We start from the raw sequence: 25,264 nt of genomic DNA on the forward strand, positions 1-25,264 counted from the left end.
TAATCTGACTTATATTTGCTGTTTTGTTTCACCATATGAAAGGATACATATTGTGTGTGAATAAAGGGTATAAAATCAACGTATCTACCACCTATTGGATGATTCTATTAAGAAGACTTATAACATTATCATTAACATAAGATTGACATTTTTAAAGCCCATTATAACTATTATTAATTACATAGCAACCGAAAGGATTAAAATATTAACACTATAGTTTCAAAAGGTTTATTAATAGATGACACTTTGTATTTCATTAGAAGTTTTATGTTTTTTTAGTAATTCATTCGTTGTAGTTTCAAGTTGCTGGCTCTCTAGCTATTTATAATATGTTCTACTAAGAAGCATTACTTTAAAAGGATAACAATGATATCAAATGGTAGCATGTATACAAAGTACCTAAAAACATTGATATGACATTAACATTTTTCGTATAAAATTCGGTGACATGTTAATGTTAATTGATATGTCGATGTGATTGATTCCTAAAAAAGCCTGAATTGTTTACATAACATCAATATCGCTTTTGATATTGATTAGTTTTAAGAGTTTGATTGAACATATATATTTTAAGGTTTTTGTATGAAAACCACACGATCGTATTTAAGTAACTTCTTATATATAGCAATATATTGAAAACTTATTTAAATGAAGATAAGGAAATTTCGAATCTATATTTTTTTATAGGATGTTAATGATATTGAGTGAATGTATGTACTTGCTGCTGAAAATATTGATATGACATTGATATTTTCTGTTAAGTTTTTAACTACATGTTAATGTCAGTTGATATATCAATGTGAGTCGGTTTTATAAAACGTAATTTTGCTGTTTACATAACATTAATATGGAGGATTATATGTTGATGTTATGTGAATTTGAATGTATATAATGATTGTAAGATTTTTTATGTGAAAACTTCGGATCTTTTGTAAGTAACTTTCTAGACATATTATGTTTCTGAAAATTAAAGTTATCCTAGGGGTTATCTAAATGAAAGAGAGAAGAACTTAAATGCATATTATTAATTATAAAAGTTATCTATGGTGCAAATTCAATTGTTATTTAGAATTATTATGGGATTATTTTATAAAAATTAAACATGAAGAGGTATTGACATTTAATTTTTATAAAGATAATCTTGTACATGAATGTTAATTACAAAAGAGTTATATACAAATAAATAAAATTAAAATTCTTGCTAAACGGACACACCGAAGGCACATAACCTGCCAATGGTGTGTCCTTTTTATTTTTGGGAGAGGAGTAAAAGGAAACTATGAATACGCACTTAAAATTTTCTGAACAAAGTCTTAATATTCATGGGGTTAAATTTTTTGATGGGCTATTAAATATCGTAAAACTAGAAAATGAAAGAAAAGAGTTACCATCTTCAGCTTTAGCTACTTACATCTTGCTTCACTTTGAATGCAATGATATAGGAATGCTACCACGTGAATTTCAAATAATGGATCTTGCTAAGAAAAGTGGGATTCCTTACACAACAATTTATACAGGTTTTCAAGTTTGTTTGGAGCGTAGACTCGTAAAAGAAACACCTGTTGGAAATCGTACTGTATATGAAATTGTAGATTATGCGTTGTATAACCACACTACTGCAGAAATTGTAAATATGACAGGTACATCGCTATCGTATTTCCGTATTCCATTTCACCTAATTCAAACAACGATAATGGGTAGTCTAGTAAAGGCTCGTGATAATAGAGGAATTATATTCCTGTTAGATTTAATCAATACATTTTCAAGAAAAGTGGGTATGGAGCATTATAAACATAAAATTGATGAGTTTCAGGTTACAAGAAAGATGTCTTTCTTAAAAAAGAGATTAAATCGTAATGCAAAGAAAGTAAGACACTACATAGAAATTATTAACCCCATTGTGCAATTTACTGCAATTGATTCTAAAGAGAAGAAATCTAATAAAACAAGAATTACAAGTGTAAGAAAACAGGTAAAACAAATCATCATTGAGAAGTTCAACGTGGTATTTTCTTCGAACTGCGTAATTGAGAATGATAAAAAAGAATTACATAGATCAGTAGCAAAGTGCAGAAAAGAAGCGGTGTCTCGTTTAAAACACATGGGACAGGCCTTACGAAAAAAAGATAAAGAAAATATAATGACCGCATTTAGACAAGAGATTGTTGATATCGCGATCTATTTATCAACAAAACAAAAACAAAATGAATTACTAATTTACGCAATGACTTATGCATTAGATCAAGTTGAAAGTTGTATGAAACAGCAAGAAATATTCTCAATTTCAGCATTTATGCGTGTACAGTTTAGGGAATCCTGGATGTATTTTAAGGAAAAAAGCTTGTCTATAGTAGAAAGACACGGTGCAATGATAACTTATTTTAAACAAAATGGTGTCTATCCGGACTTCATGTGATTTAAAAAAAATATATATAGCAACCCTTTTTAAAAAATCACTTAATAACAAGGGTTATTTGGCATGTTCTTTAATTTGAAGACATGCTTTTTTATTTAGGAAAATATATCTATTAGCATTTTTATGAAAGTATATAATTAATTTATGCTTTGTTTCGTTACGATTCAGTTTGTTTATAATTCGATTCAATACTTGTGGTTATCTTAATAATATTATTCTATTCTTGTGAATTCTGAGTAATATGATATTTAACTTCTTAATTTGTGGTTTCTATGATGTAGAACTTGTATGTATTGGGGATATTACGATAGAGAATTTAGCTTAATATCAAGGAACTTATGTAATACAAGGCTTTAGAGGTGTTTGCTAAATCTCTTTATAATTAATAATTGGGTTTAGTTATATATATTTCTTGTTGCTTGTATATAAAATACTTGTGATTATTTATATTTTATTACTTGTATTTTTTTAGATTAAATACATAGAAAAATAGAAAGAAGAAATAAATATAAGTTTCAAAGGGGGGAATTAATCTATTGACTTTTAAAATTCATAGAGTTATTCTTATACGTGACCAACAATTAACTAAGAGAAATATACAAATTAATAGATTTAATTTCTAGCTAAACGGACACACCGAAGGCACATAACCTGCCATCGGTGTGTCTTTTTTTGTATAAATAACAAGAAAAAAGGGAGATTTTGAAACTATGAACGAAATTGTGAATATGAGTAAAGAACGATTTACAAAGTATTGTGAGGAAAATGCAGCATTTGAGGAGAATATTAGTCGCATTATTAATCACTACTTTTTATTACTAGGAAATAAAGCAAATATCTTACAAGAAAGAGAATTTAATAACGAAATTGAAGAAAAAACGTTTAAAAATAATGTAAAGCGTTTTGAAACTCTATTCCCTGCAGCTGTTAAGAATGCATTTTTAAAAGGGTATCAATTATGCCTTGAGTTTATACATCATCCTGAAACACAAATCCCTGAGAATCTATATACTGATCCTAATTTTATAAAAGATATTCCTTTTGCCTTAGCAAATGCATCTGAATATGAATTGTACGAAATCATTCGTACAGATGAAACACAGGAATTTAGTGTGTTTGCTATCCGAACATATGAGGGGATTCGTCCATTGTTAGAACAAGTATTTTGCGAAGTTGCATTCACTGGTGCTGAATATGCTTTTGAACATGAGCGATTAGAAAAAGGACTTGAATTAAAGAAAGGTAATAGTACCTCGTTAACCAAAGTTCCTGTAGATTGTCTTTTTGCAATTACGCCTTCTGTAAATGGAGTTGTTGTACATGCGGAACAACATTGCGAGATTTGGAATTTAAATTGGAATAGCAAAGTAACAATTGATAATCCTTTTATTGAGCTTGCTGAGGTTACATTTATTCATCAAACAAAAGATATGATTCAACAAAATATTGAAGCTGGTGTTTTATACTACAGCATTCTTTATCTTGATACACCTTTACATGAGATACAAGATCGATTAGAAATACGAGTAAAACTAAATTCTGATTTTGGGGCTCCACGTCTAATGGAACAAGTTGAAATAGAGTATATTCTGAATGAGATTATTGGGAAAGTTCATCTTGAGGCACAAATTCCAATTGAAAACATGATTTTAATCCAACGTTAGAGTTTGTAGGAGGTTAACTATGGTGAAAAAAATCGTTTTAGCTATTAGCGATACTGTATATACGGCATATTTACGTGAGGATTTTATTGGTGCGGGATTTGAAGTAGCTGATAGTGATGTGATGCATATCAAGTATCTAGATGAAATTCTAGATACAGAAAATCCCGATATTCTATGTATTAATGACAAACGATTAAATATTGATGCGGGACATGAAGAGAAACGTGAATTGATTATCTTACAGAAACTAAGAGATATTCGCTTTAATCGAGATATTCGTATTGTGGTATTTACAGAGCGTGAAAATGATGATGAGTTTTTGGCGAAACTGATTTACCTAGGTATCTATGACATTTTTAACTCTCGTAAAATTGATATTGATAATAAAGTCATCCCGCAGCTGCTACAGGAGTCGGATATTAAAAATGTAGCAGAAATTGTAGGAGCAAGTCAGGCACCACAACAAATAAAGTTGCCCGAAGTTCCTGTTGATGAGGAAGAAGAGGAAGTATCAAGTGAACTAGAGAAAGGTGGCAACAAAGAACCTTCCTCTAATTCCAACAAACTATTTAAAAACAAACAAAAGCGTAAATCTGTTCCAGATGAGACGCCCAAAGCACCTATTATAAAAAAACAGTATAAATTGGCTTTTGAGCCGGTATATGAAAAACAGATAGGTATTGCTATTCCGAGAAGAACAATTGTTGTGGCCAGCATGAACAAGAGAAGTGGTGCAACTTTTGTTTCACATCTTTTAGCTGCTTATTTAAATGAACTACAGATTGATGTGAATTATATAGAGAATCTATATGATGATGGATATACGTATCCTTTATTAAAGGGATATACAGAAGCACCAGAAAACTATCGTAGTGAATTTATGTTGCAGCGGTATAAAGAGATGTTACAGAAGGAATCTGATATATTATCCATTCCAAAATGGAAACCAGGAAGAATAAATTATATCGTAAAGAATCCTATAGTGGACCAAGAGCTGAAAAACAAAACAGAGCAGGACTTTGACCATTTTATTAAGGTATTATTGGCTAACCAAGAAGCGCCTATATCTATTATTGATGCGGGGTACGATTGGGATGAAGATTTATACCATGAAATATGTGAAATGGCAGATTTTATTTTCTTTGTAGCAGAACCAGATCTGCATCAATTGCTAAAGATAGCGCATCCTCTTACACAAAAGGAGAGAAAGCTTGTTTCTTACTTAGCTTTAGAGAAAACGAGAATCATTGGGAATAAGTTTTCTCCTGCGCTTTTAAAGCATGAAGTAGTAGAAGAATGTTTTGGAGATAAGGTATTAACTGCTTTAGCACCATATGAGATAGAGGATGTATTTGAATCTCAATTAAATAGTAGTACGTTACTATCTAGTCGGAACTATTATAAAGAACTTGAAGGAATAATGAAGAAAATAGCAGAGTTATTGCTACCAAACCAATTGTTGAACCAAAAGAAAAGTTCCATTTTAAGTGGATTTCGATTTCGGAAGTCTGAAAATTAAGGAGGGGTGAAGTAAGATGCAAAAATTTATTATAGGGGCCGCCTCAATATTATTATTTGTTGGTTGTTTATTCTTAATGACAGATATGATTATTGGAGATACAACACACACAGATAATAAGTCTGCATCAGAACGTGCTGGAAGTACAGCAATGGATAAAGCCGTAAAAGTAGGTGTTTTACGAGCACAAGAAGAAATTGCTATTGAACCAGATATCGCAAAGAAAGAATTTGAAAAGTCTTATAAACAAAATGCAACATTTAAGGATCCTGCATCAAAACGAGAGTTTTCTGTACATGCTGTACAAGAGCAACCTGCAATGATTGCGGTTGAAGGAGAGGCGGAAGCTGCTAGTTATACTAAACAATTTGATGAAAAGAAAGGCAACATTAAGAGTAACGCAAAACACATATTTATTTATGAAGCAGATTCTGACAACAAGAAAGCTGGAGGAAACGTGAAATAAATAAGAAAAAGTAGGTGTGTAAGAAATGCAAAATACAGTAACAACAGCGCTTTTTCTAACGCTTTCTTTATTATTGATAACTCTTATACCAGAAGGTGTACTGTACGGAATGCAGTTAGTAAAGGCACATGATTTTGCTTCTAGTACAGTAGAGTTAGCAGAACAAACAGGTGGTTTTCAGTACACATATGAAGGAAAAAACGTAAATCTAATTCCTGATATAGAGAAGAAATTGAAAGAGCAGAATATGGATGGATGGAAATATGAATATACTAAAGGGCGCGTAGATCATAATCAGCCATTAAATTTTAAGATAAAAGCTGAACATCACTTCTTTATTTTTAAAATGATAGGGATTGATAGTGTGAAAGCGCCAATATGGGCTAACAAAGATGGAATGGGACAAATCTATTTCCGTTGAAAATATCAATATGTATAAAAAGGGGGAAAAACTATACTGAAAAGTGTAGTTTTTTTACTAGAAATATATATTTATAAATAAATATATAAAAATGCTTTACAAACCTATTTCTATATGGTGATATTTTCCATATAGAAATAGGTTATAAAAAACAAATTTATAAATTCGTAAATTTGTATGTTAAATTATCTGGATTTTATATTTAAATTCGGTACAATAAAGGAATCTATGAAAAAACTAATATATTTGGAGGAACAAACAATGGCAAACAAATTTTTAAAAACAGCAACAGCATTAACAATTATGGGTACATCATTACTAGGAGCAGGAGCATTTACTGCTAAGGCTGATAACACAGACTCATTAAAATTCAATGATGTTCCAGAAAATCACTGGTCTACAAAAGCAATTTATGATTTAACAAACCGTAAAGTAGTGCAAGGGTACGGAAATAATATCTTTGGCTTTGGTGATAATGTAACTCGTGGGCAAGTTGCTCGTATGATTTATATGTACGTAAAACCAGCAGATGCAGATGCTAGCTTCAAAAATCCGTTTACTGATATTAAAGGACATTTATTTGAAAAAGAAATCTTAGCACTTGCTAAAGCAGGACTTGTCAATGGATTTGGTGATGGAAAATATGGTCCAGATGATATTTTAACTCGTGAACAAATGGCACAAGTACTTACAAATGCTTTTAAATTTAAGGCAACGAAAACAACAAAATTTGCAGATGTTGATAAAAATTCTTGGTCTTACGGTGCTATTAGTGCATTAGAGGAAAATGGAGTTACTATTGGTACAGGAGATAATATGTATTCTCCAAAAATGTTTGTAACACGTGAAGCGTATAGTCAGTTCTTATATAACTCTATTAATGCAGTAGAAAAAGAGACTAAGCCAGAAGTAAAACCAGATCCAAAACCTGAAACAAAACCAGAGGAAAAACCAGAAGTAAAACCAGATCCAAAACCTGAAACGAAACCAGAAGAAAAACCAGAAGTGAAGCCAGATCCAAAACCTGAAACGAAACCAGAAGAAAAACCAGAAGTGAAGCCAGACCCAAAACCTGAAACAAAACCAGAGGAAAAACCAGAAGTGAAGCCAGAGCAGCCTAAAGTCCCTGAAGGATTAGATGTGAATATGGTATCAGATGACTTCGAATATTTCCCTGAATCATTAGAAAATCCTGCTGTAAAAAAACAACTATCATCAGAAGCTCAAAATATTGTAAAAGGTATTAATAATAAATACAATACCAACCTAAAATATGACAATCTATTAGGTGGCGTATATATTTTAGATAAAAATATGTATTTACCAGAAGGTACAATTGGAGCGCAATTTGTTGTATTAGGTAATGCAAATGATTTTAAAATCTTATTCCTTGATAACAATGAAGCAACTGTAGAATTAACAAAAAAATGGGTAACTTTCATGAACGGTTTAAATTTAGATAAAGAAATTCAAGAAACAGTTGAAGCACAAACAATTAATACTTATGAAAAAGGTAATTATAAAATTCGTATTGGACAGTCAACAGCTGAACATACAATGTATGTAGAAGTGGAACCTAAATAACGAGTTAGTATTTACAAGTTTTATTGCATATTGTATAATTGTTTAAAATTAATATAGTGATAATTAATGAATTACGTGAAGGACAAACCTTACGTACCTCCTATGGTACAGGTTTGTCCTTTTTTGTATTTAAGGAGGGAAATTTATGAAGGTAGGAAAAAGAGTATTGTTAACTTGCGCATCATTAATGTTGGCGTTACCATCGGTTGCTAGTGCGGCAAATAATAACATACCATTTTTCGATGGTAGTGAAAATTCTTTATTAAAATCAGACGAATTACAATTAAAAGGTAAAATGCTTAGACCAGGAAGTGGTTACAAATCAAAAGAGTTCAATTATAAAGCTGATTTACATTTTCCTGCCGTCTATAATGGCTCTTTCAATTGGGGAAATCCATGGGAAAATCTCGTCCAAAATGAAGATAAATCTGATCCGTATGTTCGAATTTCAAATGATGGGTACATTAACAGTGCAGTTGTTGTTGGGGATCGAATGGTAACAGAAGTTGAACAAGTTACAAAAACTGTTGTTAAAGATAAATATTGGGGTCAGCCAGATTTTGTTTTAACAACTATGGCAAAACATAAAATCATAAAACTAAAAGGATCAAATGAATCTTTAGGAAGTTTCTATTGGATTAGGGACATTGCCTATCTTTCTGGCGGATATGCAGGGGCTGGTGGTGTAAATGCCGTGAATAGGTATAGCTTGTGGTATGTACGCACAAGTAAACCTCAAATAAAAGATTTTACAGCTACGAGTGGGAAAAAGGATATACCCATAAAATTTACATTTAACGGTTTTGAATATGTAAGTAAAAATAAAGGATACAATGACCGAGATCCTAACGGAACAACAATAAACCCTTATCAAAAAGCTGCTGGAGAACGGAACCGAGTTAAATGGATGTTAGATATTACAAAAGATGGCGAAACCGTGTATCATCAAGAGAATTATCTGCGTTCAACTCCGCAAAAAGATAATCAAAAACCAAATGAAGGTGATGCAGGGCAATTTAAGTCAGAAGAACTAAAGTGGCAGCCCCAAATGTGTGGCCGATATACTGCGAAAATTAAAGTCCTTGATGCTGTTCAAAGGGAATCAAATGAGAAAACTGTTGATTTCACCATAGATGGTAACTGTGGTACTGAAGTGACACCTAACCCAGATCCAGGCGATGAAGATGACTTTAAATATAAAATTGATTTTTCTAGTGACAGAATCGAAGGAGAAACAGCAAGGGAAGGAAAGAATATAAAAACAAGAATAGATGTATCACGTGATAATTTTAAACCGGAACGTGACCAATATAGAGCAAAGGTAAATAATAATATTAATAAGTCCCGGCAAGAAGTAAATAGTTCTGAATCCGATAGAGATAGTGCGCAGTCTAGTTTAAGTTATTGCCGTCGTAATCCAATTCATGAGGTAGATGCAGAAGGGAACCATCACTATTACGATAGAGACTGCTCTTGGGAAGAAAATAGACTGGATAGTGCAGCAAGTAGGTTAGATACAGCAAGGCAGAAGTTAGAAGAAGAGAAAAATAAAATTAAAAAGTTAGATGCGCTAGAAGCGAAATATGCAAATCCTGAAACAGTAGTCGTGCTCAAGCATAATGGACAACAAGTAGCATCAGAAAAGGTAAGATTAACTGAGGGGGAAAAGAAAACTTTGAACCTTGGCTGGCAACATAAGGGGAAAGGAACAATTCAGGCAGAAATTAACCCTGTTGGTAATCGGCTAGATATAGAAGAAACCACATACAAAAATAATCTTATTAAAACAGCTATCTATGCACCATCTCATAAAAAAGGGATGTGCGGAGTAACGAGTGTAAAAGGTGTGGTAGAAACAGTAAGTGAACGTGTGTCTAAAGAAGATACAGCTGGAGAAATGTACTATGAAACATTGAGTGGAAGTATTGATGGTTTAGCACCATCTAAGCTCCATTCGGGGTATGGTTTTTCTTATGAAGTAAACGGAAAATATAAAAATGATTGGAATGCTAATTATCCAGGTGTATTTACAAAAGCAACTGCACAATATCCATTTGCAGATGAAGGACTAAAAACAACACAGGATTTAGAGAGTGTTTCTAATAAGGGCTTAACATCAAAATTTCTACCTAAAAATATGTATTTGTCTGAAGTAACAGGACATGTCTTCGATAGTAAAAGACCAACTAAGTCTTTATATTGGGATGGGCAAGAAAAAATTATTGATGGCCAGCGTAAATGGTATGCGCCATTAAAAACGAAAGATGGAAAATATTCGTTCAATGTTGAAACAAATCCAGCAGGCGTGAATGAAATGAGTTTGTGCCTGACAAATGAAGTGGAAATTAAAGGTGTTGCGTACGATGATTTTAAAAAGAGAAGGGTGCTTGCAGATCTTCCATTCCCTGTACAAACACCAGGTTGGAACTGGGTTGGAAAGGAACATATTATTACGGATCTGTCTAACTGGTACTATATGAAGAATAGAAATTAGTTTAATAGTATTGTATAATAACTTGAATCGACAAAAGTATATAATCCTTCTTAAACTAGTAGCTGAATGGATAAACCAAAGGCACACTCCTTAATGGGGTGTGCCTTTTTTTCGTAGAAAGGGGAAATCTGAGTGGATAAAAAGAAAAAGCAACGTGTGAGACGAGTGATTTTTCTTGGAGTAATCGCAATGATTGTATCGTTATACATTGGAAACGAATTTCAGGATCGAAATGGGACAAGTTATGCTCCTGCAAAGTATTTTGAAACAGGGACAAAATTGATTTCGTTTTAATAATAATTATATCTATATTACCAACTATCGTGGATAAATCTGCATGACATGTACAATAGTTTTTTCATAAACTAAAGAAGACGAGATGCTCCAACATCTCGCCTTATGTAACTGTTACTGCAAGGTGGCTAATTGCTAAAAAAATTTATTTTTTCTTAGAACCGCCCTTCACACGCTTGCAGGCATTGTGGGTGGTTCTTTTCATTTTTCGTCGCTTTTTTTGTGTTTTCTTCCAAGACGTTGATAGGTATTTACCTACTCGTTTTGCAAAAAATACAGCGACTTCCCTAGCAATTACTTTTAAAATTTCAATTGCTATTATGAAAAGTATTTTTATGCGATCACCTCCTTTCTCCATAAAATGAAAGAGAAAGGATAGCAACCGACTACCCTAAAATATTCAGTTAAGTTAGACTAGTTTCACCATATTTATGAGGTGATTAATGGCTTAAAAACACTCATATGACAACGTTTTGAGGCTTTTTTTATTTTTAGAATTAGAGCTTTAGAATGATAAAAAAATATTTTTTTTAGAAATGATTGACATAAAACTCTATATATCATAATATTGAAATTGTAATATTAAAGAAATCAAATCCAACATTTTCATATAGACTTTAGATTAGCTAAAAGGACACACCTAAGGCGCATTATGCCATAGGTGTGTCCTTTTTTTGCGTTTAAGGGCTACATAAGGAGGAATACAAACATTGAAGCCATCTAAGTTTCAAAAGAAGCAGATTGTTGCGGTAGGTTTAGCTGCTGCAACAGTAGCGGGTATCTATGGGTACAATCATTTCGCAGTTGAAAATGCAGTGAAACCAACAAAGATTGTTGTAGCCGCAAAGGATATACCTGCGCATACAGAGATTAAAGAAGACATGCTAGTGGAACGAACATTACCTGGTGATGCGATTCCCCCCAATGCATTACGTGCAAATAAAAAAGAAGTTGTAGGTAAGTGGACAAATGATGGGCAGCCCATTACAGAGAATAGCTATCTCTTTAAAAACAAAGTAGTAAAAAAAGAAGAGTTACCGGACTCTGCCATTTTAAATTTGAAAGATGGAGAAGTTGCCTTTCCGTTACTCGTTGATTTGGAAACAAGTTCAGGTAATAGTATTATTCCGAACACGTATGTGGACTTGTATTTCAAACAGGTTGTAAAAGAAGGAGACAATGAGAAGGTTGTATTCGGTGGTCTTTTCCAACGTGTACGTGTGACTGCTGCAAAAGATAGCAATACAGAAGATGCATTTGTATTAGAAAAGAAAGAATCAAAAGAGGAACAAGAAGGAAAACAAAAGCCAAAGGTAACGCGATTATATACACTGGCTGTTTCACCTGAACAGCTTCAATACTTAAATCGTGCAAAGACACTTGGAGATGTAATTCCTGTTGCAGTCGGACAAAAAGTAGAACAAACAGGGAAAGAACTAGAGCCAGCTGAAGGATTCTCGCAAATATCTGATCAAAAGAACATTTTAGACTATGTAGAGAAGCATTCGACCAATCCAATTTCTAAAAATGTAAAAGAGTATGTAGCACAGTATCTGAACGAATCTAAGTAAGAAAGGAGTTTTTAGGATGGATCGGCAAGTAAGAATTATTGCTTTTTATGCCACAAATGAAAACGTAGGAAAAAGCACATTAAGTATTACGATGGCAAATGAGTTAGCTCATCTAGGGGAAAAGGTGCTTTATGTAGAAGCGGACCAAGTAAGACCAAGTTTTGCGATTGGAACTGGTCTGAGCCACGATAGTAAAAACATCTTAGAACTTGTAAGAAAAGAAAATGAATACAATCTCTCGCAGTATATTTGTACCAAGCAAGATTTATTAGAGAAAAAAGTGAATTCAAGATTGATGCAAAAATTGCACGATAAGATGGATTTTCTGGTATTTCCATCAGGTTATAGCTTAGCTCAATTCCCAGAGATTCAAAACAAAGAATTGTTTGTAACGACATTTATAGAATCACTTGTAGATACAGAATACGATTATATCATTCTATCGGTACCAACTGAATTATCCGAGGTGCTGAGTTATCCAATCCTATATCAATCAGACATTGTTGTTCATGTGCTAAATGGCAACCCCCGTGGTGCAATAGCGATTAAACACGAATTACAACTAATAGAAGAAGCAAAGCTAACATTGCCTCGTATGATTCATGTTTTGAATATGGGGGATGAGGATTATGTAGAAGATATTGAAAAACTTTCTTCCCAAAACATTGCAGTGACAATTCCGTATGACAGGGATCGGACGAGTTACGAATGGGGAATGCAATTTGGTTCTCCCCAAATTAATACAAAGGTCCATCACATTATGGAAGCAGCTGGTCTTGATATTCCATTCCAGCATACATCCTCTATGAAAAAGGGTCTCTTTGGTTTACGAAATTAAAAAGGAGGCAGTGGTATGTGGGGCTATTTACAGGAAAAACAAGTCGCCTTAAAGCGCAATCGAGTGGATTTATATCACTTTGGTTATATGATTCGTTCCAAATCGGCTCGAAAGTTAGGAACAACTACAGCTCAACAGATTAAAGATATAACGGATGAAATTCGTGCATTTTTAGTAAAAGACCACCGTGATATCTTAAGCGAATCCTTTATGAATAAAGAGAAGAGAGCAGCTGTAGAACAAATCATTAAAAGCTTTCTATTAAGTAATCAGGTTGTCATTTCAGAGGTACCTTCTGAACAATTACTAAATATGGTATGTGACGATATTGTAGGATTTGGGATTATAGAACCTTTAAAAGAAGATAAGGATGTAACCGATATTTATATTAATGGCACAAAAGAAATTATTTACGAAAAAATTGGAGAGGGAGAATGTACATTTCCTTACCGATTTGAGACAGAAGAAGAGGTAAAGGCTTTAGCCTATAAGATGGTAAACAGTACGTCAGAGTCATTAAATACAGCAAAGCCATATGTGGACTGCGTATTTCCGTATATACGTATCAATATAGCACTAGATGAACTAGGGGGGCTAGGAACTACGATAACGATTCGTAAGAATGCAGATCATCTTCGTGCCTCTGAAGAGCGTATGTTATCTACAAATCAAGCATCGAAAGAGATGTTGAATTTTTTGGCTGCAGCTGTGAAAGCAAAAATGAATATTTTAGTTGCTGGAGCAACAGGTACAGGGAAGTCAGAGTTTATGAAATATCTTGCTTCTCATATTCCAAATGGGAAGAAGAAAGAACGTACTCTCGTAGTAGAAGATAACCCCGAACTCTATTTGCATCGCATATTTCCAGAACATCACTTTGTTCCGATGCAGTGTAGGGCATCGGAAGTAGAGGAAAATGCAATCGACTTTGATAGATTGTTAACAAATGCTTTACGGCAAGGACCTAAGCGGTTAATTGTAGGGGAATCGAGGGGGAAAGAGGCGTTAAAAATGATTAACTTCTTCCAAACAGGACACCCTGGCTTTACTTCTGTCCATGCAAGGAGTGCGAAAGAAGCAGTCAGACGTTTAATGCTTATGTGCTTGCAAAGTGGTGCAAATATTGATGCTCAGTATTTATATGAATTAATTTCACAGACATTTGATGTGATTGTCTTTTTAGAAAAGAAAGATGATGGGAATCGCTATATTACAGAGATGATTGAATTATTGGATTATCAAGATGACATACAGTTCAATCAGCTCTCTCAATTTATTCCAACGGGTGAGGAATACGATAAAATGAATGAGAGAGTAGGAAAGATTCGTGGAGATCATATCATTACAGCAAAAATGTCAGCTGAAATGGAGAAGAAATTCCGTTCTTCTACTGTAAATCCAGCTCTTTATGCGCCATTCCTTTCACAACAGGAGGTGCAGTATGCATAGTTTATTGGCTTATGGATGTATATTTTTAATCTTTATTAGTGTTGGATTGCTCGTTTTACTTTTTACAAAATCTAAAGGTTCTGCTCTTTCTCAATTTGTTCAAGAAAATGAGAAAGAAGAAAGACGCTTGGAATTAAGAAATATCAAAGGTATACGAATGTATCTGCCACAATCCGTTATCCAAGAAGCCCAAAAGTACGAGTGGAAATTGACGAAAAGTATGTACTGGGTATATACGATTCTTTCCGGCATGAGTATTGCAGCAGTATTCTATTTTTCCTTTGGTAGAGATCCTTTTACACTGATTACCGTTTTATCTGGATGTTTAGTTCCAAGGTTTCTTCTCTATCGAAGAAAAAAACGTTACTACTTGGTTGTCATTGACCGTCTTTCCATCTATATGAAGGCAGTAGCAAATGCACTTCAAATTAGTAACAATGCAAAACGGGTGTTAGTTCAGGTGAAACCAATGATGCATGAAAGCATTCAAGAAGAAATAGAGAAAGTTTCTCTTTTATTAGAAGGTGGAACCACGATGCATCGTGCATTTAGAGGATTCAATGAAACGTTTAACTTTAGAGAATTGGTTTTCTTCCATGAAATGTTGGAAGTGTGTAGTCGAGAAGGTGGAACAAATTCAGTACAAATCTTACTAGATATTGCAGAAGATTTCGAAAAACAAAAGTTGTATTTAGCAAGATTGCGTTCTAGTTTGTCACAAGCACAACGTGCTTTTGTACAGAACTGTTTAATCGTCATTGCTATGCCGATAGTTATTATGTTGATGTCAAAAGAAGCATATGGATTTTTAGCAGGTTCTATGATGGGGAAAATTGCATTAGCGGTAAATATGTTCATTGTATTTTTCTTAGCAACCCGTGTAGAAAAGATTGCAAATTATAATCCAACAGAAAGAGGGGAATAAAGTGGCTATGATTTTAGCTTTAGTGGTATTCGTTGTCATGTACTGGGTATTCTCTACCTTTCTACAAAGTAAAAAAGACAGCGGTAGCCTACTTACAAACTATGTAGAAAATGCAAAACGAATTGAAAAAAAGAATTTAAATCAAATGATGCTTGCTCCCTTCCAGTCGTTATCACATAAGTATCTGACAGAAGAAAAGAAAGAGCTGATCCAGAAAAAATTAGAAGAATCTGGTTTGGATACGAAACCAGAAGAATATTTGAAAATGAAGGTTGCGTATCCCATCATTTTCACCTCTGTTTTCTTGATATGTACGGTATTTCATGATTACTACTTATTTAAAGTGGGTGTTTTGATTTCACCACTGCTTTATTTCTATCCTGATTATCTATTAAAGAGAAGAATCAAGCAGGCGATAGAAGCAAGGAAGTTCGAATTACCGGAGTATTTAATTCCTATGTTGCAGTTGTTAAAAACACATACAACATTAGAAGCAGTAAAAAAGGCGCAAATATATGCTGGGAAACATCTTCGACCGTATGTATCTACACTTACAGCGGAATTAGAAATGTATGCGGGTTCGGATCAACCATTTCGAAACTTTGCTGCAGCCTTAAATAGTCCAGAAGTAAATACCTTTACGATTGCATTGCAACAAGCGCAAAAAACGGACAAGGTACAGAGTCTTCGTATTATGGATGCACAGATTAAAATGATGCGTGAGTTAAAACATGAGAACTATAACCGTCTTATTCAAAATAAACCAATGGAAATGAATAAATTTAACGTCGCAGTTATTGGATGTATTGTGATTTATCCAATGGTTATTGTTATTCAATCCTTAATGCAAGGATTTGCAAGTATATAGAAAAACATTATTCAAAATGGAATAGGTAAAGGAGCAAAATATATGTTAACGAAAATGAAGAATTGGTTAAAAAATGAAGACTCACAATTATCATCAGAAAATGGTATGTTAATCGCCTTGGCGGTCATTATTGTGCTGGTAATTGGACCATTTGTATGGAAAGCAATCCAAGGTGGCTATGATACAATTCTAGCACGATTCACAAAAGCATCAGGCAATGCAGATGTGAATACTTGGAACAAGTAATAAAAGTTTTAGGTTAATGATGTTTATTATGTATAGCTCAAATAAATGGATAAGGGAGATTCAATCATGTTAGCAAAAATGAAAAATTGGTTAAAAAATGAGGATTCACAACTATCATCAGAAAACGGTATGTTAATTGCCTTGGCGGTCATTATCGTATTAGTAATTGGACCGTTTGTATGGAAAGCAATCCAAGGTGGTTATGATACGATCCTGGCACGATTCACAAAAGCATCAAGCAATGCAGACGTAAATTCTTGGAATAAGTAATAAAAGATTTAAATAGTTAAGTTCTTATTTTAGTAAATTCTAAAAATTGATATATAAAGGAGATAAAATTCAATGTTAGCAAAAATGAAGAATTGGTTAAAAAATGAGGATTCACAGTTGTCATCAGAAAACGGAATGTTAATCGCCTTAGCGGTAATTATTGTGCTAGTAATTGGGCCATTTGTATGGAAAGCAATCCGAGGTGGTTATGATACAATTCTAGCTCGATTCACAAAAGCATCAAGCAATGCAGATATAGATTCTTGGAATAAAAAATAAATATAAAAATAAACGAGGGGGCTACTCTAAAAGTGGTTCCCTTTTTTACACAGTATTTTTATATGAAATTAAGAGGGGAGTAAAGAAAATGAGCCTGTATATCATGGGATTATTTCTAAGTTATATGGTACTTAATGTATTTACTGACTTAAAGTATAGAAAAACAAAAAATGTATGGCATTTCATTTTTTTAATAGTAGGTTTAGGTATTACGTATTTTGCAGGAATACGAACGGGAAAAGAGATTGTAATTGTACTAACTATGGCCTTAGTATGTGGCTTATTGTTAGAGACATTTAAATTTTCTTCACCCGGTGATACGAAAATGCTGGTGGTGGTAGCCTTATATGTTAGCAATGTAGTAGAAGAATCGGCTATGCTTACCGCAATTACATTAACAGCTTTCCATTTACTATTCTTTTGGATTGCTAGTATTTATCGATTAATTAAAATTTTAGGGTTTGTGGGAGCGATTAAAGACCAATTGGAGCATGCTGCGTCTATATTTGGTGTGAAACTGCCTAAGAAAGAAATAAAGCTAATACAGAGCTTTCCTGGGGCTTGTTCTATTTTACTAGGGGCGATGGTTTATATTGCGTTCACTATCTATCAAAATGGAGGTATCTTGGCTTGAACAGTAGAATCATTCATCAAAGAGAAACCTATATTTACTTTACAATTTTTGCGCTAATAGGCGTTATTATTTTAAACATGTTTATTAATATATTGTTTGTATTAGCATATCCTTTACTGATAGGATTAATTGTGCAGGTTATCTTGTTGCAGAAGATAAAGAAGCCATTTTATCGGAGTGGGAAAGAATTAACAGAACAGTTAAAACTAAAAAATATGTTTCTAGTAGAATCAAATATTTTAGGAGATGAAGGAGGAACAGTTTATGAGGTGCATCAAATGCCTTTTACAATCTCTAATGGATTAATTAATAAAGATAAGACTTATAAAGTGATAAAACAAGAGTATGAGAGAAAAGTAAAAGAGGATTTAACGAAAATTTCTAAATGGCAAGTTACAACAAAAGCTAGACTTGTTACGACAACTCATTTTCGTTTATATACAATTTGGCAGAAAAATAGTACAGGCTATCAGCTAAAGAAGTTAGAAGATTGTATAGATCCATATGCCAAGATGAACTTTATTCAATGGATAATTGCTTCATTCTGTACGACTGGCCGTTTAAAGTATGATAAGAAGCCTAAAGAATGGGAAAGTTACGAATGGATAACCTTAAAATAAAAAGACAAAAGTTATAATACTTTTGTCTTTTTTTTTTGTTATTTCTTCTAACAGTTTCGTGAACTATACATGATTTTTAGCGAGTTCTATAAATGCATGATATTTTGTTACATCACTAATATCAAGTCCGAAATCGAAAGCATCTATTTCTGCATGATAACCGTAAGATACTAAACCAAAATCTTTATGTGACTCAGGGAAGTAAATAAGTACTTTTGCATTTTTATATTCTTTTAAATTTAATAATCCATACATTTTAATTATTATATATTTGCCGATTCTATTAATTTCACTTGTTCCGCTTGTGACGTTAGAAATCTCATCATAAATGTGTAATGTATGATTTTCACTGTCGACGAATAATAAAAAATGATTGCAACCCATATTGTGGAATTTTTCTGTAACTAGGTGATATTGGTTTTCAAGGCTTCCCTTGCTTCTTTAACATATATGGAAGAACAGGGTTTACAATTAAGAGAAGACCTTTGGAGCAATTCACGATACTTAAATGATAAATTACAGGAGAATGGTTTCAATTTATCATTTTAGCCATGAAGACTCCTTCCTCAAGGAGCGTGAAGGATCACAGCCCAGTGAGTAGGTGGGAGATGAATTGACTTCGAACAAGAGGTGGCAGGAAGCCATCTTCATTGTTCGATATACATAAAGTGTTACTTCACTATCCACCGAATTTACGTTCGGTATATAATAGTCATATACCGAAATGGAGGTGAATCAAATGATAATTAATAAAGCCTATAAGTTTCGTATCTATCCAAATCAGGCACAAGCAATTCTAATTAACAAAACGATAGGTTGTTCTCGCTTTGTATTCAATCATTTCCTTTCCCTATGGGATCACGCATACAAAGAGAATGGAAAAGGTTTAACATATGGTACATGCTCTGCCAAACTTCCTGCCATGAAGAAAGAGTTTGTTTGGCTCAAAGAAGTGGATAGTATTGCGATTCAGTCTTCTGTTCGCAACCTTGCGGATGCGTATACAAGATTTTTCAAAAAACAAAATAGTGCCCCGCGTTTCAAATCCAAGAAGAACAACGTACAATCTTACACTACAAAACAAACAAATGAAAACATTGCCGTCGTAGGAAATAAAGTGAAATTGCCAAAACTAGGTCTTGTTCGATTTGCCAAAAGTCGCGAAGTAAAGGGACGTATTGTAAATGCTACGGTTAGACGGAACCCTTCTGGTAGATATTTTGTGTCACTATTAGTTGAAACAGAAGTACAAGAACTTCCGAAAACACATTCTTACATTGGAATAGATGTAGGACTAAAAGATTTCGCCATTTTGTCAGATGGAACACCCTATGAAAATCCGAAGTTTTTCCGATCATTAGAAGATAAGTTGGCGAAAGCACAACGTATTCTTTCTAGAAGAATGAAAGGATCTTCTCGCTGGAATAAACAACGAGTAAAAGTAGCTAGAATTCATGAATACATATCAAATGCTAGAAAAGATTACTTGGATAAAATCTCAACTGAAATCATCAAAAACCACGATGTTATCGGTATAGAGGATTTGCAAGTATCGAATATGTTAAAGAATCATAAGTTAGCAAAAGCAATTAGTGAGGTATCATGGTCACAACTTAGAACCAAGTTGGAATATAAAGCAAAATGGTATGGCAAACAAGTCATTGTCGTATCGAAAACATTTCCTTCCAGCCAATTATGTTCTTGTTGTGGATATCAAAATAAAGACGTTAAAAATCTAAACCTACGTGAATGGGACTGTCCTTCTTGTCGTACGCACCATGATAGGGATATTAACGCAAGTATCAATATAAAGAATGAAGCAATAAGGCTTCTAACCGCAAGGACTGCGGGGTTAGCCTAATCAATTAGAGTTCGATAGAACCCTTTACTTAGGAATCCCTCACTTCTAAACGAAGTGAAAGTGGGGGTAGTTCAATAGATACTGTAAGCCAAATTGTCCCTGTTCTAGTTGGAGATGATAAAAAAACAGCAAGCGTCACTTCATGGTTGATGGAAAAAGGATTGTTTACCGCAGCTTTCATTTCTCCAGGTGTTCCTGTAAATAAGGGCCGATTACGTATTGGTGTTACAAGTAGCCACTCGATTGAAGAATGTCAAAAAGTAGTTGATTTATTAATAGAGGCTAAAGAAATCTTTGAATTTTAATTCCTATATTTGCTAACTATCGTTGTAAAAGATGATATACTTATACATACAGATAGTTATGATACCATCAGTAATATTAGCTCATTTACCTCAAACTGATGGTACCATTATAAATATATTAATTAAAAAGGATGCGAATCATGGAGAATTACGAATGCAAAAACAGAGAAAACATTCTCGAACAATTTAATTTGGCGACTCCCATTTTCCAAGCATTGGGCGATGTAAATCGGCAGCAAATTATTATGATTTTACTTAAAACAGATGGATTAAATGTAACTCAAATAACAGAGCAAATGTCAATTTCTAGACCTGCAGTATCTCATCATCTAAAAATACTAAAACAGGCAGAATTGGTTAGACCAAAAAAACATGGAAAAGAAGTATATTACTCTTTGACAACCAGCAATTTTGTAATTTATATGAAAGAATTAGTATCTGCGATTGAAGCAGGATATTAATTTTTTTATTTAACATGTTTATAAGTTTGAACGCATGAACATGTTATGTGCACTTTTAAGAAATAGGAGGTACAAAGATGCAAAACCAAAATCATTCAAACAAAATTTATTTCTTACTTTTATTAGTTCCTTTGTTTTGGGGTGGTTCATTCTCAACAGCTGAACATGTCGTAACAGAAATTCCACCTCTAGTTGCGGCTACACTTCGTTTCGGTATCGCAGGTGTCATCCTTATGGTGTATTTAACAATTAAAGCAGAATGGGATATGGGATCTATTAAGAAAAGATGGAAAGGATTATTATTAGTCGCGTTAACTGGTATTTTCGGGTATAATGCTCTTTTCTTTTTAGGTGTACACTATACATCTGCAATCAATGGTTCATTAATCATTGCAACAATGCCAATCTTCGTTACACTAGGTTCTATTCTCTTTTTAAATGAAAAATGGAACAGTAAGGTCGGAATCAGTTTATCGCTATCTTTAATCGGTGTGATTATTGTTATTACAAAAGGGTCACTTGATATGTTACTCTCTTTAGCATTTAATGTGGGAGATTTACTATTTTTAGCTGCTTTAGCATGTGGCGTTATTTATGGTTTAGTAGGTAAAGCTGTTATGAAAGATGTTTCGCCTTTATTTGCAACTACGATTATGACTGTTATGGGTTCTGTTTTTCTAGCAATCTCTTCCTTATATGAAGGTGGCTGGGACAAAGTACCAAGTATGTCTGCACAAAGCTGGTTAGAAATGTTTTATATGGTTATATGCGGTACGCTTGTTGGATATATTATTTTTAACAAAGGTGTAGAGCAAATCGGTGCAAGTAAAGCGAGTATGTATCTAAATCTTACACCAATCGTGACGACTTTAATTTCTGTAGTGCTCTATGGATCAGTCATGAGTTGGAAAGAAGTAATTGGTATGATATTTGTACTAATTGGGGTATACATTGCTAATTCAAAACCAGCAAGTTCAAGTAAGAAAGTTGCCCTTAATGATTAAAGGGATTGGTATAGATATTACAGAGATTGAAAGATGGAAAAATAAAAAGATACTGCAAAAATTATTCACGGAACAAAAAGTAATGTGGGCAAAAGAGAGTTACATCAACTATTCAATCATGTGGTGCATCAAGGAAGCATCAGTAAAAGCACTCGGTACTGGTTTTCAAAAGAACACCATGTGGAAGGATATAGAGATAGTAAACATTGATGGGAAATACGAAATACATTTCAGCACTGCAGCAAAACACAAATGCCATATAAAAGCAAAAGATCAATTCCATATTGATGTGACAAGAAACGATACGAGTGTGATAGCACATGTAATTTGGACTGATACTCATTTGGTATAAAGTTAATATTGGATTAGCACCACATCGCTATCAAGCTAAGATTTTAAAGTCTCCCCTAAACGGAAATCTTCTTTCTCTACAGGTAGTTACTTTGAGAAGATAGCTCATCTTTTTCGTTTTGGGGGCGCTTATTTTTTTGTTGATGGTGATTTGGCGGGCTCCTATAAAAAAAGACACCCTAAGGTGCCTTCCTCTAACTTGAACCACGTTCATTTAGTATAAACCCATCCGTATTATCCCTTTGTTATACGTGTAAACACATCCTATAAAACAGAATCGTCAATATACACCAGATTGTTAGTTCACAAAGTACAAGAGATTTGAGTTCAGTATTAGAGTGACGCCACACCTTTTATAATTATCGATATGTTACGCCTTTCAAAAGAATCTGCTTTATAGAATGTATCCACAATTTATATGTTACTATATGTAATATTTATTTGGTGTAATTTTTATGAATATGTATAATTGCATAAAGTTTATGAAAAAATGAGAGTATAATTGGGTATTGTGTAATAAAGATAAGGCCCACCTACGGAAATAGGTGGGTTTTTTGTTGGGTATTTTTATCTCATTGCACAAAAGGGAATTTCTATTAAAACCATAGCATATTTCTATAGCTCTTATATTGAGAAAAAAGAAAAGACACCCAAATAAGAGTGTCTTTTCCCATAGTTTTTAGCAGAAGCAAGAAGCTCCAACAATAATTAATAAAATAAATAATACAACTAATAAAGCAAATCCTCCTGCAAAGCCACAGCCGCCACCGCAGCTACCACCAAAGCCCATAATAATTCCTCCTTTAAATAGTAGGAGAAAAATAAGGAGTCACTCATGTATTTTAATGGATTCAAATTACTTTATGTTTTTATGGATTAAATGAGCAGGTCCTTTTGAAAATAAGGGAAAGATGATCTAAGGCACTTCACCTGAAGAGGGGTACGGCCACATCGCTATCAAGCTAAGGTTAGGAAAGATCGGTTTCAGAAGAAATTTTTTTCTTTTTCTAACAACCAGTGTAGATCATTGGAAATTTTGCATATCAAATAAACCCTAACGGGTTTCACTTTTTTTATTAAGCTGCTTGATTGTCCGACATGGTACAATTGTAAACGACACCTAATATATCAAAGACTGTTTTCTTCTTGTATCGATGAGATTTTCGTCCGTTGCGCTGTAGGAGGTTAAACAGACGAAGAAGAATCTTTGATAATCCTTGGGTGTCTCTTTGTATTGCCCGAAACAAAAGAAAGAAATAGTCTTTAATCATATATATGGCTCTATATTCACTCAGCTCTTGTTTCTTTTTCATGAGAAGTAACTTCCGCATTTGAAACATAATAGAAGAACAGAGTAGAATGGCAATCAGTTGCCCATACCAATGGCATTCCAATCGTTCTCGTTTTATCTTTTTACAATGATGAATGTGAAAGAATGATTTCCACGTTTTAAATAAAATTTCGATTTGCCAACGTAAAGAACACCCCTACAGATATTGTCCCATCGGGACAATATCTGTAGGGGTGTTTGTCATATATACATTGATACCACTGAGTCGTTTACTACGAGAAGAATACTTCATTCCTTTCTTCTTTTCTCTTACAGCTTGATCTTGTAATCGTTTTTTTTGTTGTTCTTTTGTTAATGGATGTACAATCACACGAGTTGGTACTTTATCAGTCATTCCTACATAGGCGTCGGATATTTCACATGTTTGTCCTGGCTGAAGAGAGTTCATTAAGATCTCCATATCTATCTGTACATACTCTGTACCTTTCTTGATTCTTCCATCTTGAAAGTAATCAGGTTTGGGATTTTTTTGATAAATACGTGTATTTGACTTGATACGAGAGATATAGTAAGCCTTTTTATCTTGTATATGTTGAAGATCTTTCAAATGAAAATAACCTAAATCTCGGATACATAAATTATTCGCTATTATAGTTGGGACACACAGAGAACCGTAGGTTCGATCATGTTGTTTACCTGGACCAGTATGAATATGTAGGAACTGTCCGCTTAACAGGTCATACTCAAGTTGAATTTTCATCCCAGCTGTATGACTGCACCCTCCTGCACCTGGATAAACGAATGAAAAGGGATCTGGGAGTTGAAAAGCAGTGGAATCTAAAATACGAATACGCTTGAAAACAGAAGTGTATGGAGAAGAAATCGGCATAAATGAAGCCAATTTTTGGTTTAGTAGTTCAGCTAATATGTGTTGTAAAAATTGGACGGCTGCTTTATTAAATCGTTGATTCAGTCCCTCGGGACTAATAAGTACTTCTGTTGATGCTTCTAAACAGCTAGATAACTGAGTTAAAGAAGTCGTAGCGACATTTTGGCTCATCCATACACATAAAGCGACTAAATCTTTTGCTTGATACTTACTGGTTCGTTGCACAAAACTAACATCTCTAGCAAGATTTGGTAAGAGATTTGGGGATAAGAAGCTTTGAATTTCTTGAGCAAATAGTTGTAATTCATCAGATACAGAAACAGACATATAAAACGCCATCCTTTCCTATGATTCTACAGAAAGAATAACGTTTTTTTCGTTTTATAGATACAATTTTTCTTTAGCTCCATGAGCATACGGCAGGATCACATGTATAAGAAATATAAAAGGAGTAAAAAATTGTAAAAAAACACAAAAAAACACAAAAATATTATTGAATATATTTTAATAGTATTATATCATAAGGAATATTATGGTATAAATT

The 25,264-nt window shown here is 33.5% G+C and carries 26 protein-coding genes and 1 pseudogene; 23 read left to right on the forward strand and 4 right to left on the reverse strand.

Going from position 1 to position 25,264, the window contains the following annotated elements; all coding sequences use genetic code 11:
* Positions 1-1,279: 1,279 nt before the first annotated feature.
* The 8 genes from B9A45_RS31390 (at position 1,280) to B9A45_RS32460 (ending at position 10,858) form a co-directional block, all read left to right on the forward strand.
* Positions 1,280-2,416, forward strand: coding sequence for a hypothetical protein (locus B9A45_RS31390; RefSeq protein ID WP_084065962.1), 1,137 nt, complete (start codon positions 1,280-1,282; stop codon positions 2,414-2,416).
* Positions 2,417-3,126: 710 nt separating this feature from the next.
* Positions 3,127-4,080 (forward strand): hypothetical protein, encoded by a 954-nt coding sequence (locus tag B9A45_RS31395; RefSeq protein ID WP_084065963.1) that lies wholly within the window; start codon positions 3,127-3,129, stop codon positions 4,078-4,080.
* A 19-nt stretch (positions 4,081-4,099) separates the two neighbouring features.
* A complete protein-coding gene (locus B9A45_RS31400) occupies positions 4,100-5,599 on the forward strand; it encodes a hypothetical protein (protein ID WP_084065964.1) in 1,500 nt (499 codons plus the stop codon).
* 16 nt (positions 5,600-5,615) lie between these two features.
* Positions 5,616-6,065, forward strand: a complete 450-nt coding sequence (locus B9A45_RS31405; protein WP_084065965.1) for a hypothetical protein — start codon at positions 5,616-5,618, stop codon at positions 6,063-6,065.
* Between the two features lie 25 nt (positions 6,066-6,090).
* Positions 6,091-6,486: a DUF4320 family protein gene (locus tag B9A45_RS31410; RefSeq protein WP_084065966.1), complete on the forward strand. Its 396-nt coding sequence runs from the start codon at positions 6,091-6,093 to the stop codon at positions 6,484-6,486.
* Between the two features lie 228 nt (positions 6,487-6,714).
* Positions 6,715-8,070, forward strand: coding sequence for an S-layer homology domain-containing protein (locus B9A45_RS31415; protein ID WP_084065967.1), 1,356 nt, complete (start codon positions 6,715-6,717; stop codon positions 8,068-8,070).
* Between the two features lie 145 nt (positions 8,071-8,215).
* Positions 8,216-10,564 (forward strand): hypothetical protein, encoded by a 2,349-nt coding sequence (locus B9A45_RS31420; protein WP_084065968.1) that lies wholly within the window; start codon positions 8,216-8,218, stop codon positions 10,562-10,564.
* 132 nt (positions 10,565-10,696) lie between these two features.
* On the forward strand, positions 10,697-10,858 hold the full coding sequence (locus B9A45_RS32460; RefSeq protein WP_000358426.1) for a hypothetical protein: 162 nt from the start codon (positions 10,697-10,699) through the stop codon (positions 10,856-10,858).
* A 145-nt stretch (positions 10,859-11,003) separates the two neighbouring features.
* Here B9A45_RS32460 and B9A45_RS33330 read toward each other — a convergent pair whose 3' ends face one another.
* Positions 11,004-11,195: a hypothetical protein gene (locus B9A45_RS33330; RefSeq protein WP_084066000.1), complete on the reverse strand. Its 192-nt coding sequence runs from the start codon at positions 11,193-11,195 to the stop codon at positions 11,004-11,006.
* Between the two features lie 373 nt (positions 11,196-11,568).
* Between B9A45_RS33330 and cpaB the strand changes: the two genes are divergently transcribed.
* The 10 genes from cpaB (at position 11,569) to B9A45_RS31475 (ending at position 18,558) form a co-directional block, all read left to right on the forward strand.
* Positions 11,569-12,429 carry a Flp pilus assembly protein CpaB gene (cpaB, locus tag B9A45_RS31430; RefSeq protein WP_071737107.1) on the forward strand — a complete coding sequence of 287 codons (861 nt, stop codon included), beginning with the start codon at positions 11,569-11,571 and terminating at the stop codon, positions 12,427-12,429.
* Between the two features lie 16 nt (positions 12,430-12,445).
* Positions 12,446-13,267, forward strand: coding sequence for an AAA family ATPase (locus B9A45_RS31435; protein ID WP_084065969.1), 822 nt, complete (start codon positions 12,446-12,448; stop codon positions 13,265-13,267).
* Positions 13,268-13,282: 15 nt separating this feature from the next.
* Entirely contained in the window at positions 13,283-14,716 is a 1,434-nt protein-coding gene (locus tag B9A45_RS31440; protein ID WP_084065970.1) for a CpaF family protein, read from the forward strand.
* Positions 14,709-15,641: a type II secretion system F family protein gene (locus tag B9A45_RS31445; protein WP_084065971.1), complete on the forward strand. Its 933-nt coding sequence runs from the start codon at positions 14,709-14,711 to the stop codon at positions 15,639-15,641. Before B9A45_RS31440 ends, B9A45_RS31445 begins: the two co-directional genes overlap by 8 nt.
* A 1-nt stretch (position 15,642) precedes the next feature.
* Positions 15,643-16,509 carry a hypothetical protein gene (locus B9A45_RS31450; protein WP_084065972.1) on the forward strand — a complete coding sequence of 289 codons (867 nt, stop codon included), beginning with the start codon at positions 15,643-15,645 and terminating at the stop codon, positions 16,507-16,509.
* A gap of 42 nt (positions 16,510-16,551) precedes the next feature.
* Positions 16,552-16,755 carry a hypothetical protein gene (locus B9A45_RS31455; RefSeq protein WP_084065973.1) on the forward strand — a complete coding sequence of 68 codons (204 nt, stop codon included), beginning with the start codon at positions 16,552-16,554 and terminating at the stop codon, positions 16,753-16,755.
* A 66-nt stretch (positions 16,756-16,821) separates the two neighbouring features.
* Positions 16,822-17,025, forward strand: a complete 204-nt coding sequence (locus B9A45_RS31460; protein WP_000879955.1) for a hypothetical protein — start codon at positions 16,822-16,824, stop codon at positions 17,023-17,025.
* 72 nt (positions 17,026-17,097) lie between these two features.
* Positions 17,098-17,304, forward strand: coding sequence for a hypothetical protein (locus B9A45_RS31465; protein WP_084065974.1), 207 nt, complete (start codon positions 17,098-17,100; stop codon positions 17,302-17,304).
* An 88-nt stretch (positions 17,305-17,392) separates the two neighbouring features.
* Complete coding sequence (locus B9A45_RS31470; RefSeq protein WP_044306997.1) at positions 17,393-17,938, forward strand: hypothetical protein; 546 nt, start codon at positions 17,393-17,395, stop codon at positions 17,936-17,938.
* A complete protein-coding gene (locus B9A45_RS31475; RefSeq protein ID WP_084065975.1) occupies positions 17,935-18,558 on the forward strand; it encodes a hypothetical protein in 624 nt (207 codons plus the stop codon). Before B9A45_RS31470 ends, B9A45_RS31475 begins: the two co-directional genes overlap by 4 nt.
* A gap of 63 nt (positions 18,559-18,621) precedes the next feature.
* On the opposite strand, the gene B9A45_RS31480 is transcribed toward B9A45_RS31475, so the two are convergent.
* A complete protein-coding gene (locus B9A45_RS31480; protein WP_084065976.1) occupies positions 18,622-18,942 on the reverse strand; it encodes a hypothetical protein in 321 nt (106 codons plus the stop codon).
* A gap of 355 nt (positions 18,943-19,297) precedes the next feature.
* Here B9A45_RS31480 and tnpB point away from each other — a divergent pair, with 355 nt between their 5' ends.
* The 5 genes from tnpB (at position 19,298) to B9A45_RS31505 (ending at position 22,541) form a co-directional block, all read left to right on the forward strand.
* A complete protein-coding gene (tnpB, locus tag B9A45_RS31485) occupies positions 19,298-20,419 on the forward strand; it encodes an IS200/IS605 family element RNA-guided endonuclease TnpB (RefSeq protein ID WP_084065977.1) in 1,122 nt (373 codons plus the stop codon).
* Positions 20,420-20,568: 149 nt separating this feature from the next.
* Positions 20,569-20,724 carry a hypothetical protein gene (locus tag B9A45_RS33155; protein WP_242245487.1) on the forward strand — a complete coding sequence of 52 codons (156 nt, stop codon included), beginning with the start codon at positions 20,569-20,571 and terminating at the stop codon, positions 20,722-20,724.
* Positions 20,725-20,864: 140 nt separating this feature from the next.
* Positions 20,865-21,185, forward strand: a complete 321-nt coding sequence (locus B9A45_RS31495; protein ID WP_044306992.1) for an ArsR/SmtB family transcription factor — start codon at positions 20,865-20,867, stop codon at positions 21,183-21,185.
* Between the two features lie 77 nt (positions 21,186-21,262).
* A complete protein-coding gene (locus B9A45_RS31500; protein ID WP_061655853.1) occupies positions 21,263-22,189 on the forward strand; it encodes a DMT family transporter in 927 nt (308 codons plus the stop codon).
* Positions 22,182-22,541 carry a holo-ACP synthase gene (locus tag B9A45_RS31505; RefSeq protein WP_084065978.1) on the forward strand — a complete coding sequence of 120 codons (360 nt, stop codon included), beginning with the start codon at positions 22,182-22,184 and terminating at the stop codon, positions 22,539-22,541. The genes B9A45_RS31500 and B9A45_RS31505 overlap by 8 nt, the downstream gene beginning before the upstream one ends.
* A gap of 678 nt (positions 22,542-23,219) precedes the next feature.
* On the opposite strand, the gene B9A45_RS31510 is transcribed toward B9A45_RS31505, so the two are convergent.
* The gene (locus B9A45_RS31510) at positions 23,220-23,330 is read right to left on the reverse strand and encodes a YjcZ family sporulation protein (protein WP_000505681.1); all 111 of its coding nucleotides are present in this window, start codon (positions 23,328-23,330) and stop codon (positions 23,220-23,222) included.
* A gap of 286 nt (positions 23,331-23,616) precedes the next feature.
* Positions 23,617-25,047: pseudogene (locus B9A45_RS31515) on the reverse strand (IS4 family transposase).
* Positions 25,048-25,264 lie beyond the last annotated feature (217 nt).

The organism is Bacillus sp. JKS001846, from assembly GCF_900176455.1.
Classification (GTDB): domain Bacteria; phylum Bacillota; class Bacilli; order Bacillales; family Bacillaceae_G; genus Bacillus_A; species Bacillus_A cereus.